Below are 15,419 nucleotides of genomic sequence, written 5' to 3'. Positions count from 1 at the left end.
TGGTGAGTCGGGAAAAGCGCCGGGCCTACTTACTTGGCGCCGGGCGTGTAGAGCTTGTCGAACTGGCCACCGTCATTGAAGTGCACCTTTTGCGCTTCGGTCAGCGAGCCGAAATACTTGGCCACGGTGAACTGCTTGAGCGGCTTGAACGTAGATTCGTACTTCTTGAGCACCTTTTCCGAGCGTGGGCGGATGGCGTGCTTGGCGGCGATCTCCTGGGCTTCGTCCGAGTAAAGATAGTCCAGGTAGGCCTTGGCCAGCTGGGCCGTGCCCTTTTTGGCCACAGTGCGCTCGACCACGGCCACGGGGTTCTCGGCCACCACGCTCACCGAGGGGTAGATCGCATCGACTTTGCCCGCGCCAAATTCGCGGTCAATGGAAACCACTTCAGATTCAAAGGTAATGAGCACGTCGCCCTGGTTGCGCTGCAGGAAGGTGGCAGTGGCATCGCGCCCGCCCTTGGCCAGCACGGGCACGTTCTTGTAGAGCTTGCTCACGAACTCCGCCGCCTGCGCGTCGGTGCCGCCCTTTTCACGCACGGCGCCCCAGGCGGCCAGGTAGGCATAGCGGCCGTTGCCGCCGGTCTTGGGGTTGACCACGATCACCTGCACGCCGGGCTTGATGAGGTCGTCCCAATCCTTGATGTTCTTGGGATTGCCGTTGCGCACCAGGAACAGCATGGTGGACGTGGTGGGCGATGCGTCGTTGGGAAACTTCTTGGCCCAGTCCTTGGCAACCACGCCGTTGTCGGCCAGGAACTGCACGTCGGTGGTCGTGTTCATGGTCACCACATCGGCAGCCAGGCCGTCGTTCACGGCGCGCGCCTGGGCGCTGGAGCCGGCGTGCGACTGGTCGATCTTCACGTCCTGGCCGGTGGTCTTCTTGTAGTGGGCGGCAAAGGCAGTGTTGTAGTCCTTGTAGAACTCGCGGGCCACGTCGTACGACACGTTGAGCAGCGAATTTTGAGCGGCAGCCATGCCGCTCGCGGCCAGGGCCAGGGAGGCCAGGAGGGTCTTGAGTTTCAGAGAAGTCATGGTGAGGTCGGCCAAAAAATGCTGGAGATTCCGCATTGTGCGGATCCCCTCTTAAAACTCAAAAGAATATATTTTTGTTAATTAATCGAAAATCGGCATATGAACGCTCTCAGGGGTGCGCTGACGTCAAGCCACCCGGGCCCGCTGCTGCTGCCCAGGCGAGTGATTTCTGATCCCATAGACCTCAAGCGCTAGTGCAATATGCGCAGAAAGCTATCAATAAGATAGCAATCAGGCGGCGGCAGAGGACGCCTGCGCGTAGCCACCCATGGGTCGGTTGCCGGTGTTGTCGCCTTCCAGCGACTGCAGCAACGCCCAGCCCAAAGGCCATTCGCCATGGCCCGAGTCAATATTGATGTGCCCTGCGTTCTGCATGCGCACAAACTCGCTGCCCCAGGCCCGCGCATAGGCGCCCGCCAGGCGGATGGGACAAAACGGGTCGTTGCTGCTGGCCACCACGATGCTGCGGTACGGCAATGCGGCATAGGGCACGGGGGCAAAGTCGCTCAGGATGGCGCGGCGCTCGGGGTCCGCCGGGGCCACCAGCAGCGCGCCGCAGACCTTGGCCGCAGCCTCAGGGCCCATGTGGGTGGTGGCAATGCAGCCCAGGCTGTGCGCCACGATCACCACAGGCTGGGGCGCAGCCAGTACCGTCTTTTCCAACTGGCTCACCCAGGCCGAACGCGTGGGCGTGATCCAGTCGTCCTGCACCACACGGCACGCATGGGGCAGGCGCTCGGCCCACAGGCTCTGCCAGTGGCCGGGGCCCGAGTCGCGCCAGCCGGGGACGATGATGATGGAGGTGGTAGCGGTCACAGGCTGGGATTCTGCGAGCCAGCCTTTAAAACCCAAACGACTTAATTTTTGTTATTTAATCGCCAAATCATCTAAAAACACTCGCATTTCGGCGCTGTCAGTACCCCACGATCTTTTTTTCGCGGGGTTTAACCCCTTTGGCCCGACCCGTTCGTTTCACCCAGCACCACCACTTTTTTTGATGGAGCTGCCATGAAACCCCGTTCACTCCCCCTGCCCGCCCTCGCCGCCCTGACAGCACTGCTGGGCCTGGCCCACCTGCCTGCCCAGGCCATTGGCCGCCTGGCCGATGTCACCATCGTGGACCGCGACACCGGCGCCACGCTGCCGGTGCACTACGCCCGGGGCGAATACTGGGTGGCCGGGCGGCCCGGGGCGCGCTATGCCATCACCGTGCGCAACCGGCTGGGCGAGCGGGTGTTGGCCGTGCCGTCGGTGGACGGCGTCAATGTGCTCAGCGGCGAAACCGCTGCGTGGGACCAGCGCGGCTACGTGTTCTCGCCCTACGAGCGCTACCAGATCACCGGCTGGCGCAAGAGCGACAGCCAGGTGGCGGCCTTCGAGTTTTCCCACATTGCCAACTCGTATGCCGCCCGTACGGGTCGGCCGGCGCATGTGGGCGTGATTGGCGTGGCCCTGTTCCGCGAACAGCTGCCGCTGCCCCAGCCTGCCCCCGCCATCACCCCCGAGCCCTACAGCCAGCGCCGCGACAACGGCCTGGGCCTCGGGCGCCTGCGGGAGGAACCCGCATCGCCCGCAGCTGCTGCACCGGCTGCCCCTGCCCCATCGGCAGAGGCCGAGTCCTCTGCCCGCTCGCAGTCTGCCGACAGTGTGGCCAAGGCCGCCCCCATGCCATCGGCCAAGCTGGGCACAGCACACGGCCAGCGCGAGACCTCGGTCGTCACCCACACCAGCTTCACGCGGCTGCAGGAGCAGCCCAACGAAATCATCAGCATCCGCTACGACAGCCGCGAGAACCTGATCGCCAGCGGCGTGATCCGCGAGCCCATCGCCCGGCCCTACGTGCCGCCGGTGCCGCGCGCGTTTCCGCAGTCGGACAACCTGTCGTACGTGCCCGACCCGCGATAGGCCTGGGCCAGCCCGTGCGTGCATGAGGGTTTCGCATAATGCCCGGGTGCCCGCCGCCCCACCCTTTGACGATGCCCACGACGCCGACGAAGCGCTAATGCTGCGCTATGCCACGGGCGACATGGCCGCGTTTGACCGGCTGTACGCACGGCACGAGCTGGCCGTGTGGCGGTTTGTGTTTCGCAGCGTGAAGGTGCAGGCGGTGGCCGACGACCTGCTGCAGGACGTGTGGTTTGCCGTGGCGCGCAATGCCGCCCGTTACGAGGTGAAGGCCAAGTTTCGCACCTGGTTGTTCACCCTGGCGCATAACCGGCTGGTGGACCACCTGCGCACCGCCAAGCACCACACCAGTCTGGATGCGAGCGACGACGATGCGCGCACGCTGGCCGATACGCTGGTGGCCGACTCGGGCTTTGGGCCCGTGCGGCAACTGCAGTCGCGCGAGCAGGCGGCTGCGCTGATTGCGGCGGTGGAGCAGTTGCCACTGGAGCAGCGCGAGGCCTTTTTGCTGCAAGCCGAAGGCGACCTGAGCGTGCAGGAGATTGCCGAGGCCACCGGCGTGGATTTTGAAACCGCCAAGAGCCGCCTGCGCTACGCACGGGCCAGCCTGCGCCAGCACCTCAAGGAGTTTGTATGACCCGGCAGGACGACGAACTGGTCCGGCGCTACCACGAAGCCAGCGAACAGGAAGGCGACCGCCCCGGCGCGCATGTGCGCGAGGCCGTGCGTGCACATGCCCAGATGATCGCCAAGGCTGCGGCATCGGCATCAGCAGGCCCGGTGACGGCCCCTGCCGCCAACCAGGCCCGCTGGAAGATTTCGGCCCTGGCCACCCTGGCCGTGGTGGGGCTGACCGGCTTGCTGATGCTGCAGTTTGAGCGCGGCACGCCCGAAGAGCGGGACGCTGCTTTCAGCCACCGCCGGGCCGAGGCGCCGGCAGCCCCAGCGCCAGCGGCCCCGCCAACGCCGCAGCCACCGGCTGAGCCCTCACCAGCCACTTCGCGCGCACCCGAAAGCGCGCAGAACAATGCGCGGAACAGCACCGGCCGATCGGCCGACGCCTTGCCCTCCAAGCCCTCCACGGGAGCCGCCCCAGGACCTGCGCAGACACCAGCACCCACTCAGCCTGCAGCCAAGGCGGCGCCCGCATCGCCTTCGGTCACTGAACAGGAAGCCCTGTCAGAGCCTCGCGCAGCAGGCGTCCTCTCCGGTTTCCCAGCATCGCCCCCCGCACCCGCGACGGCCGCAGCCCCACGTGCCGAGTCCGGTGCTGAAAGGCGCGAACGCGCAGCAGCCTCCGCAGCACCGGCCCTCCAGGAGGTCGCTCCGGCAGCCCCCGCTCCGGCTGCAGCACCAGCCGCCCGCAGCGCTATGGCTGACTCTGCAACGCGCGACCACCGCGCGGCTGCCGCAGCCCCTGCCATGCAAAAAAATCTGGGTGCAGCCTTGCCCGGTACCGTCTGGGAGGCCGCCCGTACGGGCCAGACCCAACAGGTCGAAGCGCTCGTTCAACAGGGCACACCGGTGGACGCCCGCGACCCCGAAGGAAAAACCGCTCTGATGCTGGCCGCGATGAACGGCCACACCGCCACCGTGCAGCGGCTGCTGGCCCTGCGCGCCAACCCGACGCTGGTGGATCGCGATGGTCTGACTGCGGCGCAGCTGGCGGCACAGCGGGGGCACGCGCGCCTGGTGGAGTTGCTGGAAGCGGCGCGCTGAAAATCGCACCGGCAGGCCACACAGGGCCTGCGTCATGTTCGCATGGGAGCCCTGGAGGCACCGGTCGGTGGCAGCGGAGAATCAGCCGCTCGTCAGAATCATCAGAACCGCACCGCCTCGAACGCAGGGTGCAGTGCGTCGATCCAGTGATCCAGCTCATCCTGCGTCACGTGCAGGTGGTCCATGCAGGCCTGGCCGTGCTGGGTCCACTCGCGCGTGGGGGCCAGGCCGTCGTGCTGGTTGACCAGAAACTCGGCCAGCAGGCCCAGCGCCACCAGGTGGCGCACCGTGGGGTCAAACCGCTCGTCGTTCAGGCACGCAAAGTCGTGGTGCAGCCAGATGGCCTGGGCCACGTCGCCCGGCAGGTGCCAGGTGCGCGCCACGATGGCGCCCATCACCGCGTGGTCGGTGCGGTGGCTGGCGTTCTCGGTCTGGGTGAAGGTGCGGTCCTTGCGCGCCAGGGCCTCGGTCACGGTGCCCGCATAGCCGCGCACCGCTTTTACCAGCACCGGCATGCCCACATGGCAGAACAGCCCGAAGCTGTAGCCCAGGCCCGGGTCCAGGCTGTAGAGCTGGTGGCCGATGTGCTCACACGCCATGGCGCGGCGCTGCGAGCTTTCCCAGAAATGCTCCAGCAACGGCGAGCGCACCTGCAGCGCATTGCGCGTGATAAAGGCGGACAGCAGCTCAACCGCCGGTTGCAGCCCCAGCACCGTCAGCGCCATGCCCACGGTCTGCACCGGCTGGGCCAGGCCGTACAGCGGGCTGTTGGCCAGCCGCATCACGGCGGCGGCCAGGGCCACGTCGGAAGACGCCAGCTGCTCCAGCGCGGTCGAATCCAGCTCAGGCGCCGCCACGATCTGCTGCAGGCGCAGCAGTGACTCGGGGCACGGCGGGATGACGATGGCACGCACGGCAGGGTGTACGCGGGCCTGCCGGATGTCTTGGTCGATGGGGTGTGGAGCGGTCACAAAAAGTCCCCGGGCCGCCGCGTGTACCGACCACACGGACGGGCGCAGCCCGCACAGTTGCAATTCGTTGCATTGTGGCGCCAAAAAGTGCTCTGCCCACCGAACCCGTGCACAGGCGCAGGCTTTGCGCCCAGTGCGTCAGGACCTGGCCTTAGAACCTGGCCTCAGATATTGGCGCCGTCGAGCCCTTGCAGGGCCTGCCGCGTGCTCAGGCTGCTGCGGCCCGGCATGGCCTCGCCCAGGTAGTCCAGAAAACGCCGCACCGCGGGCGACAGCCCCCGGCGCGAGGGAAACACCGCGTGCACGATGGCGGGCGCGGGAGCCCAGTCGGGCAGCACCCGTACCAGCTTGCGCTCGCGCATTTCTTCCTGGCACATGTAGTCGGGCATCCAGCACACCCCCGTGCCGGCCACCGCCGCGTATTTGAGCGTGAGCAGGTCGTCCGCCACATAGCGCGGCGTGTGCTGCACCTGCTGGTGCACGCCGCCCGGGCCGATCAGATTCCAGGTGGAGCGTCCGTCGGGCGCCGACATGGCGATGCTGTCGAGCTTGGCCAGGTCGTCCAGCGTCTTGGGGGTGCCCTGGCGGATCAGCAGCTCGGGGCTGGCCACCAGGATCTGTGTGGTGTGGTCCAGGCGCTTGACGACCATGCTGCCGCTGTCATCCACCGAGGGGCGCACGCGCAGCGCCACGTCGATGCCCTCTTCCACCAGGTTCACCGCGCGGTTGCTCACCAGCATGTCGATGCGCACCTCGGGGTACTGGGCCAGAAACCGAGGCATCAACTCGGCCACCACGGTCTGCGCCAGCGTCACCGGGCAGCTCACGCGGATGGTGCCGCGCGGCGTGGTCTGCACCTGGGCCACCGTGTCGGCCGCGGCCTGGGCCGACTCGCGCATGGCCTGGCAGTGGCGCAAATAGGCCTCGCCCACTTCGGTCAGCGAAAGCTTGCGGGTGGTGCGTTGCAGCAGGCGCACGCCCAGCTGCGTCTCCAGGTCCGACACCCGGCGCGACAGGCGCGACTTGGGGATGCCGAGCGCGCGGCCCGCAGCGGCAAAGCCACCGCGCTCCACCACTTCGGCGAAATACAGCATGTCGTTGAGGTCTTGCATGGACAGGTCCGTAACACTTCAATCGTTCTATGGATAGAACAATCTATCGCAAGTTCACTACCTTATCAACAAATCGATCCATCTCCACAATTCATTCCATGGCCACACGCTGTGGCTCCGATCCACAGAACCCAAGGAGTTCCCTCATGCAACTGCTTCACGTTGACTCTGCCATCACCGGTGATCAATCCGTGTCCCGCCAACTGACCGCCCGCACCGTGGCCGCCTGGCAAGCCGCCCACCCTGGCACCACCGTGCAATACCTGGACTTGGCACAGCAAGCGCCTTCGCACCTGTCGGCCCAGTCGCTGGGTTTCCGCACTGGCCAGGCCGCTGCGACCGAGGTGGAACGCAATGAAAACGCCCTGTCCGAGGCGCTGGTGAGCCAGTTCCTGGCCTCCGACGTGATCGTGATCGGCGCGCCGCTGTACAACTTCTCCATCCCCAGCCAGCTCAAGGCCTGGATCGACCGCCTGGCGCAAGCCGGCCGCACCTTCAAGTACACCGACAAGGGCCCCGTGGGCCTGGCCGGTGGCAAGACCGTGATCGTGGCGTCCACGCGGGGCGGCGTGTACTCCACCAGCGAAGGCGGCCAGGCCATGGAACACCAGGAGAGCTACCTGAAGGTGGTGTTCGGTTTCTTCGGCATCACCGATGTGCGCTTTGTGCGCGCCGAAGGCGTGGCCATGGGCCCGGACGCCAAGGCGGCCGCACTGGCCTCGGCCAACGTGGAAATTTCCACGCACACCAGCGTGGCCGCCAACCAGGGCCGCGTGTCGCAGGCCGCCTAAGCGCAGCAGCAACCACGGCGCGAAGGGCGCAAGCCCTGCAACCCCCTAGAACCCGGCCGCGTGCCGGGTTTTGGCTTTTATCCTGCCAAAACGGCCGGATGCGCTAGTGGAACATGCCTGGGCAGCTATCATTTTTGATATACCGCGCACGGCAATGCGGCGCACAGCCCAGCCCAAGCCATGGCCGCAGTCACTGCGCTGCGTGTGGCGCCTGCCGCTGCAACCAATGCTCAGCCAGCTGCCGGGGCGGCAGGGCCGGTGCAAACAGCCAGCCCTGAAAGCGCTCGCAGCCCATGCGGATCAAAAACTGCAGCTGCTCCTCGGTTTCCACACCTTCGGCCACCACCTCCAGCCCCAGCGTGCGGGCCAGCGCGTTGACGGTGGCGCAGATCTCGCGGTCGTTCACGTCCACCACGATGTCGCGCACAAACACCTTGTCGATCTTCAGCTCGCTCACCGGCAGGCGCTTGAGCTTGATGAGCGACGAGTGGCCGGTGCCAAAGTCGTCAATCGACAGCGCAAAACCCGCGTTCTTGAGCTCTAGCGCGATGGCGTACAGCGACTCGTCCAGCAACTGCGACTCGGTGATCTCCAGCACCAGGCTGGCGGGCGTGACCCCGGCACGCTGAGTCACACCCAGCAGGGTCTGGGTGAAGCCCGGCTCGCGCAGCTGGATGGTGGAGACATTGACCGACACCACGGGCACCTGCCAGCCCTCGGCACGCCACTGCGCCATCTGGCGGCAGGCGGTCTCGAACACCCACAGCCCGATGGGCACGATGAGCCCGCTCTCCTCGGCCAGCGGGATGAACTCGTCGGGCGGCACCGCCTTGCCATCCACCGACCAGCGCAGCAGCGCCTCGGCGCCCACGGTCTGGCGCTGCTGGTTAAGCTGGGGCTGGTAGACCAGCGCGAACTCGCCCGCCTGCAGCGCGTTGTGCAGGCGCCGGCGCAGCTCCAGCCGCCCGCGCGTGATCTGCGTGAACTCTTCGATGTAGAAGCGGTACGAGCCGCGCCCCGCACTTTTGGTGGCATGCAGCGCCGAATGCGCGTGGCGCACCAGCTCCACGCTGTTGGCAGAGTCGTCCGGGTACAGGCTGATGCCCAGGCTGGCGCCCATGTACTGCGCGCCCACCTCCGACAGCTCCCACGGCTGCGCCAGGCCTTCCACCAGCGAGGCCGCCAGCTGCGCCAGCTCGGTGCGCGACGCGGGGCGCAGCAGCATCACCGTGAACTGGTCATTGGCCAGCCGCGACACCAGGCCCTGCCCCGCCAGCAGCTGGGTGATGCGCTGGCCCACCTCACTGAGCAGGGCATCGCCCACGCGGTGGCCGTAGGTTTCGTTCACGCTCTTGAAGTGGTCCAGGTCGATTAGCAGCAGCGCGACGCGGCGATTGGTGCTGTGCGTGTCGCGTGCCGCTTCGGCCACGGCGCGCTCCAGCGCGTCTTCAAAGTAGCGGCGGTTGGGCAAGCCGGTGAGCGCGTCAAAGTGCGCCACGCGGTACAGCTGCTCTTCGTTGCGCAGCACGGCGGCCTCGGCCGTGCGCAGGCGGTTGAGCAGGCTCACCACAATGGTCTGTCGCAGCGCGGCCAGCAGCAGCACCAGCAGGCAGCACACCAGGATCAGTGCCTGCATGCCCGCCCGCCCATCGGGCGCCACAAACAGCAGCACCAGGGTAACGGCCGCCAGCGTCATGGACAGCAGCGGAACGTAGTTCATGACCTGGTCGCACTGGCGGCGGTAAGCCGCATCTGCCGACACGGCAAACCGCAGCCAGCGCGCGCCCCAGCCCAGCACCAGCGCCGACACACTGAAGCTGGCGTTGAACCAGATGCCCGGCTGCACCGTGCCGCTGATGACCATGAGGTTCCACTGCATCCAGCTCAGGCCATAGCCCAACAGGCCCAGCAGCACCAGCATGTGAGAACGCTCGATGCGCACCCCCACCGTAGGAATGGCCAACGCCGTGACGCCCGCCGCAGCCAGAAACCCCGCCGGGTACAGCACCAGCACCGTGCCCACGGCCAGCGAGTCCACCTCGCCCGAGGGTAAATAGATCACCAGCGTGAACGCCAGCAGCGCCAGCACCGTACCGCCAAAGTCCAGCGCCGCCGGGTAGGCCCGGTCGCGCGACAGGCGTGCAAACGTGGCGCGGATAACGGTGGCTGCCCACAGCGGCCCGCCCGCCAGAAACAGCAGGTCGGCGGGCGCAGGGAAAGGGTTCCAGTCCAGCGCCACCTGCACGTTCCACACCATTTGCCCCAGAGCCACCAGCACAGCAAAGCTCAGCAGGCCGGTGTGCAGCGCGCGGTCGGTGGGCGGCGCCTGCCGCCAGCCGCGCCAGGCCCAGAAGGCAGACAGCCAGAACGCCAGCGTCCAGGAGGTGTTGTCCAGAAACAGCCGCGCGCCCGGAGAAGGCACCCACAACGACGCCAGGAACGACAGCGTGGTTGCACTCAACCAGACCGCTGTGAGGATTCGTTCCGCGAAGGACATGGGTCAGTGCTGTGGTGGGGAGGGAGTGCTGGGCGCAGTTGCTACAGAACGTTACCCCTCCCATTGTGGCCGCAAGTGCGGCCCACCTTTTCCCCCTGCGGTCTGCCGGGGCACTGACACAAAACGAAGCTACCAAAAAAATAGCACCCAGCGACCATGGGATGGGCGATGGGTGCCAAATGGCTTGGATGTTTTTGCTACCCCCCCGGAGCTGCGGCGCCACAACACCACCGCCTGAGCGCGAGCGTCGGAGGGCTGCGCCCCATGGTCTGGGGGTACCGGCTCAACCCGGTACTGCCCTGCTCGCGCAAGGAGAGAGAACCACCACCGCTCCGGGCCGCTGCCGGCCCGTCGCTATGGTGCGTTCCGTCGGGGTTTTAGAACCCAGGCAACACCGATCCCTTGAACTCGGTCTGGATGAACTTCTTGATTTCTTCGGAGTGGTAGGCCTTCACCAGCTTGGCCACCCAGGGCTTGTCCTTATCAGCCTCGCGCACGGCGATCAGGTTGACGTAGGGGCTCTTGGCGTTTTCTTGCGCAATCGCGTCCTTGCCGGGGTTCAGGCCTGCCGACAGCGCAAAGTTGGTGTTGATGGCCGAGGCGTCCAGGTCGTCCAGCGAACGGGGCAACTGGGCCGCGTCGAGTTCGACGAACTTGAGCTTCTTGGGGTTGCTCACCACGTCCAGCGGCGTGGCCTTGAGGCCCGCGCCGTCACGCAGCTTGATCAGGCCCTTGTCCTGCAGCACCAGCAGCACGCGGCCGCCGTTGGTGGGGTCGTTGGGGATGCCGAACTTGGCGCCTTCCTTCAGGTCTTCCAGCTTCTTGACCTTCTTGGAATACAGGCCGATGGGGAAGTTGACGGTGTAGCCCACCGACACCAGCTTGTAGCCACGGTCGGCCACTTGCGCATCGAGGTAGGGCTTGTGCTGGTAGCTGTTGGCGTCCAGGTCGCCAGCGGCCAGCGCAGCGTTGGGCTGCACGTAGTCGCTGAACTCGACGATCTGGATCTTCAGGCCGTCCTTCTCGGCGACCTTTTTCACCTGCTCAAAAATCTGCGCGTGGGGGCCGCCGGTCACGCCCACCTTGATAGGCTTGTCCTGGGCCATGGCGCCTGACGAGAAAGTGGCTGCGGCAGCCAGGGCCAGGGCGGATTGCAGGAGAAGGCGCTTGTTGTTGTTCACAGGGAAAACCTTTCGTTGAGAGATGGCTCGCATCCTAGGGTTTCCACGATAAAACGGGAACAACTAAGTTTTCATTTCATTACAACTCAATCGCATAACAAGTACTCAGCGCTGTTTCCTCAGCCCGCTTAGTCAGCCACGCAGCGCCACGTTATTCAGCTTGTCCAGCCGCTCGGGCCAGGTGCCTTCCACTGTCGCGCCCTGCAGCAGGATGCGCGTCCAGGCAACCCAGGCGTCCCACTGCACGCGCTTGTCCCACGCATTGCCCCAGGCGCTGAACAGGTGCAGCGCGCTCTCGGCGGCGGCCTTGGCGTCGTCCTTGCGGCCCGCGGACAGATACAGCTGCGCCAGCACCATCTGCGGCTCGCCCACCCAGGGGTTGTGGCGCACGGCGCTTTCCAGCACGCCGGTGGCCACGTCCAGGTCCACCAGCGGCTGGTCTTGCTGGATGACCGACCAGTACAGCGAGGTGGCCGCCGCCTCGTTGGCGGCCGACAGGTGCTGCGAGCAATGTGCAAACACGGGCGGCATGGGCAGCACGTCCTTCAGCCCCGGGTGCTGCAGCGCTTTGGCCAGCCCGTTGATCTGGTGCACCATGCGCCCCGACGGCCGCATGGGCCCGGGCCAGAGCGATGCAGCCCAGTGCGCCTTCTGGTTGCGGTGCTGCACGTCCGGAAAGCGCGAAAAGATGTCGTCTTGCCAGCTGAACCACTGCTCGATGGTGTCCGCCATGCTCACGATGATGAAGGCCGCCACCTCGTAAGGCGTCAGCACGTGGTCCTGCCCATCCTTTTGCAGCACCAGGCTGCCGTCGGCCTCCAGCGCATGGGCCAGCACCTTCTGCACGAACTGCGTGCGCGACTGGGTGCAGAACAGGTAGACCAGGTGCTCGGCCGACTCACCCGCAATCTCGCGCACCCGGGCACGCTCCTTGGCGGGATCGAACTTCACCAGGTCCACAAACGCATTGCCATACACGCTGTGCAGCAGCCCCAGCAGGCGCACATCGCGCGGCTGCTGCCACACCGTCAGCGTGCGCGTCACGCCCACCAGGTGATGGCGAAACGTACCCGCCTTGTGCCAGTCCTGCCCCACATTGCGTGCCAGCACCGTGGGCAGCACGGGTGCCAGCTCGGGGTCGCGGGTCAGCCATTCATCGTCCAGCAGCGGCAACGCGCGGGCAAACAGGTCAGGGTCCAGGGGGTGAAGCGGCAGGGTCATGGGGTTGTGTCTCCGGCGTTGAGGGTGCAGGGAATGCAATGTACACACAGTATCTGCCCCCACGGCGGTTGCGCAAGCACGAGGGCGACCCGGCCCGTACACCCCGCACGCGCCTGCACGGCGGTTCGGTCAGCCCCATTGCGTGCTGCGGGCCTCTAGGCTCAGAGGCTGAGAGCTTTTTAGCCGGGCCCGAAAGGCGCGCCCATACGCCTCGGATCTAGGCGCAAAGCACAGCCATAGCTCAGGCTATGGCGAGCATTGGTAACGACGAGCCGGGGCGTATGGGCGTGCCAGGCGGGCGTGGACAAAGGACTCTCAGCCTCTCAGACCAGCCGCACCTCAAAGTAAGCACCCTCACCCTCCCCCAAGTCCCGGAACCCGGCCTGCCGGGCCGCCACGCTGGCCTTGCCCCATGCCTTGAGCAGGGTGAGATCGCCCGGGGACACCACCTCGGGCGGCGACTCCTCCAGGCTCTGCATGGTGTCCAGCGCGGCCGCCACCTGTTCGGGGCCGCCCAACTGCTTTTCCAGGGCCCTGGCGTACCGGGTTTCGGCGGCTATGCGCTCCTTGGCCGGAAGCTCCTCGGGGTAGTCGCGGAGGTTGACGACGTACGTGGATTCGATGACTTGCATGGCGCTGCTTCTCCTGTGGTTTGATACTGTATAAATATACAGTTTTTTCCAGAGAAATTCGAGCGCTGAAAGATTCCCCCACAGAGCGCGGGAGAAAGGAAAGATTGTTCTCAATACTGGAACAGTTAGTTTGCGACTGGGTGGTTTTTCCCTGAACACCATCGGCGTACAGTTCATCCCATCGATGAGCCGAACCCGCAAGGCGACTCACCGAACCCGGTTCAGGAATGGTTTTTGACCCGGCTTTTTTGAGACGCTTTTTAACTTTCAAGGACTTTCATCATGAACAAGACCGCTCGTTTCCTCTCCGTTGCTGCTGTTGCCGCTTTCGCCGCGTTTGGTGCCCATGCTGACGAAGCCGATGGCTCGCAATTCGCCCTGAAGTTCGACACGAACCGCACCCGCGCTGAAGTGGCTGCTGAAGCCGTCACCGAAGCCCGCACCCACAGCATGGAACCCGCAGGTTCGCGCGTGGTGACCTACAAGTCCACCGCTGACCGCGCTGCAGTGCGTGCCCAGGCTGCCGAAGCTGTGCGCACCGGCCAGATCCCTTCGGGCGAATTCAGCGCCATGTAATTTGGCAGACCAACTGCTGAGATTGGTTTGAAGCAGTTGCGGGACTTCCCATGGTGGTGGCACTTCGCGCGGTGCGGGTGCTGCTGCCATGGGGAGTGTTAACTGAACCGCAGGGGCGGGCAGGCAAAAAGGGCTCCTTTTGGGAGCCCTTTTTGTTGGTGCCTGCGGCGTAGCCTCGCCCCCCCAGGGCGCCAGGCGCGACCCTGCAACGTCACTTACAGCGACGGGTCGATCAACACCTTGGCCCCGGTGTTGCGCGGGCCGTAGAAGGCGATGGACTCTGCACTCAGTGCGCCCGCCAACGACACGGTACGCGCGTAGTGGCTGGCGAACGTGGTCTTCAGCTCGGCCGCCACACGCTGGCGCAACGCCTGGGTCGCCTCGTCACCAATCTTCTGCAGAAACGGAAACAGCAGCCACCCGCCCATGCCCCAGGCCATGCCAAAGGTGCGGTGCACTTCGGTCGGGCGCGTGTCCAGGTGGCCGTACAGATACACCTGCTTGTGCACGGCTGAGCCGTAGCGGCTGTATTCCTTGGCATTGCGGTTGATGGCGGCCTCCATGCACTGCAGGATCTGCCCGGCCAGCGTGCCCCCGCCCGTAGCATCAAACGCGATGGTGGCGCCCGTGGCGGCCAGCGCGTCGGTCAGCTCGGCCATGAAGTTGGGTGCGCTGCTGTCGCACACATACTGGGCGCCCAGCCCGCGCAGCAGCGCCGCTTGCTCAGGCTTGCGCACGATGTTGACCAGGCCGACACCGTCCTTCTGGCAAATCTTGAGCAGCATCTGGCCCAGGTTGCTGGCTGCTGCGGTGTGCACCAGCGCGGTATGACCTTCGCGCTTCATGGTCTCCACCATGCTCAGCGCCGTCAGCGGGTTGACGAAGCACGATGCACCCTCGGCCGCCGTGGTGCCCGCCGGCAGCGGCAGGCATTGCGCCGCCGGCATGGCGCGGTATTGCGAATACATGGCGCCACCAATCACCGCCACCGTGCGGCCCAGCAGCGCCTGCGCGGCAGGCGATGCACCCGCAGCCACGACCAAGCCCGCGCCCTCGTTGCCCACCGGCATGCTCTGCCCCAGGCGTGCTGCCATGCCGGGCATGGCCCGCTCCGGGATGCGCGCTGTGGCCACCGGCCGCTCGGCCGTGCCCGTGACCTGCACGGTCGACAAATCGGCCGGGCCCAGCAACAGACCGATGTCCGACGGATTGATGGGCGTGGCCTGCACCTGGATCAGCACTTCGTCAGGCCCCGGCGTGGGCACGGGTGTCGGCTCCAGGCTGATCTGCAAGGCGCCATCGGCTTGCACAAGCGAGCGCAACTGCAGCGCGGTGGTGGGGATGGAGGGGTTCATGGAGGACTCGCAGGTAGAAGATGGGACAAAGGGCCTGCACGCTGGACCGCGCAGTGTGGTGAAAGGGGCCGCTTTTTTGACGGCGCCGCACCACCACCAGCCCGCATTCTTGACCAAGCTGCGCGACCGCGCTGTCCCCTCGGTGAATGGCTGCCCACCCATGCGCAGCCCCCCATGCACTGGGACGAACGATGCACGCAGTGCGGTGCAGCTACGAGCCAGAAACGCTTTCACACACTCAGTCCAAAGTCATGCACGTGCCGCTTGACTTAGAGTGCGCTCTAACTTTCAGAATCGTTCCCATGGCATCCCTCCTCACCATTGCCGAAGTCGCCAAACGCACAGGCCGTAGAGCCTGTTTACGATCTCGCAGGGGTCGCGCAGCGGTCTTTGCGGGATGGGATGCAAGGCGCGGTGCGCAGTGG

General features: G+C 65.8%; 14 protein-coding genes. 5 read left to right on the top strand and 9 right to left on the bottom strand.

Features of this window, described 5'->3' with window-relative positions; translation table 11 throughout:
- Positions 1-29: 29 nt before the first annotated feature.
- A complete protein-coding gene (locus ACODSM_RS20250; protein ID WP_488806675.1) occupies positions 30-1,034 on the bottom strand; it encodes a sulfate ABC transporter substrate-binding protein in 1,005 nt (334 codons plus the stop codon).
- Between the two features lie 231 nt (positions 1,035-1,265).
- Positions 1,266-1,850, bottom strand: a complete 585-nt coding sequence (locus ACODSM_RS20245; protein ID WP_488806674.1) for an RBBP9/YdeN family alpha/beta hydrolase — start codon at positions 1,848-1,850, stop codon at positions 1,266-1,268.
- Between the two features lie 192 nt (positions 1,851-2,042).
- On the opposite strand from ACODSM_RS20245, the gene ACODSM_RS20240 reads away from it, so the two are divergent.
- From ACODSM_RS20240 to ACODSM_RS20230, 3 genes are read left to right on the top strand one after another with little or no spacing between them, the layout of a single operon-like run.
- Positions 2,043-2,939: a hypothetical protein gene (locus tag ACODSM_RS20240; RefSeq protein ID WP_488806673.1), complete on the top strand. Its 897-nt coding sequence runs from the start codon at positions 2,043-2,045 to the stop codon at positions 2,937-2,939.
- Between the two features lie 22 nt (positions 2,940-2,961).
- On the top strand, positions 2,962-3,576 hold the full coding sequence (locus tag ACODSM_RS20235) for a sigma-70 family RNA polymerase sigma factor (protein ID WP_488806672.1): 615 nt from the start codon (positions 2,962-2,964) through the stop codon (positions 3,574-3,576).
- The gene (locus ACODSM_RS20230; protein ID WP_488806671.1) at positions 3,573-4,658 is read left to right on the top strand and encodes an ankyrin repeat domain-containing protein; all 1,086 of its coding nucleotides are present in this window, start codon (positions 3,573-3,575) and stop codon (positions 4,656-4,658) included. The genes ACODSM_RS20235 and ACODSM_RS20230 overlap by 4 nt, the downstream gene beginning before the upstream one ends.
- Positions 4,659-4,759: 101 nt before the next feature.
- On the opposite strand, the gene ACODSM_RS20225 is transcribed toward ACODSM_RS20230, so the two are convergent.
- Positions 4,760-5,629 (bottom strand): HDOD domain-containing protein, encoded by an 870-nt coding sequence (locus tag ACODSM_RS20225; protein ID WP_488806670.1) that lies wholly within the window; start codon positions 5,627-5,629, stop codon positions 4,760-4,762.
- Between the two features lie 164 nt (positions 5,630-5,793).
- The gene (locus ACODSM_RS20220; RefSeq protein WP_110958896.1) at positions 5,794-6,741 is read right to left on the bottom strand and encodes a LysR family transcriptional regulator; all 948 of its coding nucleotides are present in this window, start codon (positions 6,739-6,741) and stop codon (positions 5,794-5,796) included.
- A gap of 146 nt (positions 6,742-6,887) precedes the next feature.
- Between ACODSM_RS20220 and ACODSM_RS20215 the strand changes: the two genes are divergently transcribed.
- Complete coding sequence (locus ACODSM_RS20215) at positions 6,888-7,532, top strand: FMN-dependent NADH-azoreductase (RefSeq protein ID WP_015014365.1); 645 nt, start codon at positions 6,888-6,890, stop codon at positions 7,530-7,532.
- A gap of 190 nt (positions 7,533-7,722) precedes the next feature.
- On the opposite strand, the gene ACODSM_RS20210 is transcribed toward ACODSM_RS20215, so the two are convergent.
- From ACODSM_RS20210 to ACODSM_RS20195, 4 genes are all read right to left on the bottom strand, one after another.
- Complete coding sequence (locus tag ACODSM_RS20210; protein WP_488806669.1) at positions 7,723-10,029, bottom strand: putative bifunctional diguanylate cyclase/phosphodiesterase; 2,307 nt, start codon at positions 10,027-10,029, stop codon at positions 7,723-7,725.
- Positions 10,030-10,406: 377 nt separating this feature from the next.
- Positions 10,407-11,243, bottom strand: coding sequence for a MetQ/NlpA family ABC transporter substrate-binding protein (locus tag ACODSM_RS20205; RefSeq protein ID WP_209819845.1), 837 nt, complete (start codon positions 11,241-11,243; stop codon positions 10,407-10,409).
- Positions 11,244-11,342: 99 nt separating this feature from the next.
- Positions 11,343-12,431, bottom strand: a complete 1,089-nt coding sequence (locus ACODSM_RS20200) for a DUF6817 domain-containing protein (RefSeq protein WP_116749659.1) — start codon at positions 12,429-12,431, stop codon at positions 11,343-11,345.
- A 323-nt stretch (positions 12,432-12,754) separates the two neighbouring features.
- Positions 12,755-13,063, bottom strand: coding sequence for a hypothetical protein (locus ACODSM_RS20195; protein ID WP_060985737.1), 309 nt, complete (start codon positions 13,061-13,063; stop codon positions 12,755-12,757).
- A gap of 282 nt (positions 13,064-13,345) precedes the next feature.
- On the opposite strand from ACODSM_RS20195, the gene ACODSM_RS20190 reads away from it, so the two are divergent.
- On the top strand, positions 13,346-13,639 hold the full coding sequence (locus ACODSM_RS20190; protein WP_015014370.1) for a hypothetical protein: 294 nt from the start codon (positions 13,346-13,348) through the stop codon (positions 13,637-13,639).
- A gap of 215 nt (positions 13,640-13,854) precedes the next feature.
- Here the strand turns inward: ACODSM_RS20190 and ACODSM_RS20185 are convergent, their stop codons facing one another.
- Positions 13,855-14,994 carry a zinc-binding dehydrogenase gene (locus tag ACODSM_RS20185; protein WP_488806668.1) on the bottom strand — a complete coding sequence of 380 codons (1,140 nt, stop codon included), beginning with the start codon at positions 14,992-14,994 and terminating at the stop codon, positions 13,855-13,857.
- Between the last annotated feature and the right edge of the window lie 425 nt (positions 14,995-15,419).

It is taken from the genome of Acidovorax sp. FG42 (genome assembly GCF_057809195.1).
Note: the sequence above shows the minus strand (reverse complement) of the source record. Positions and strands in the feature narration are given on the sequence as shown.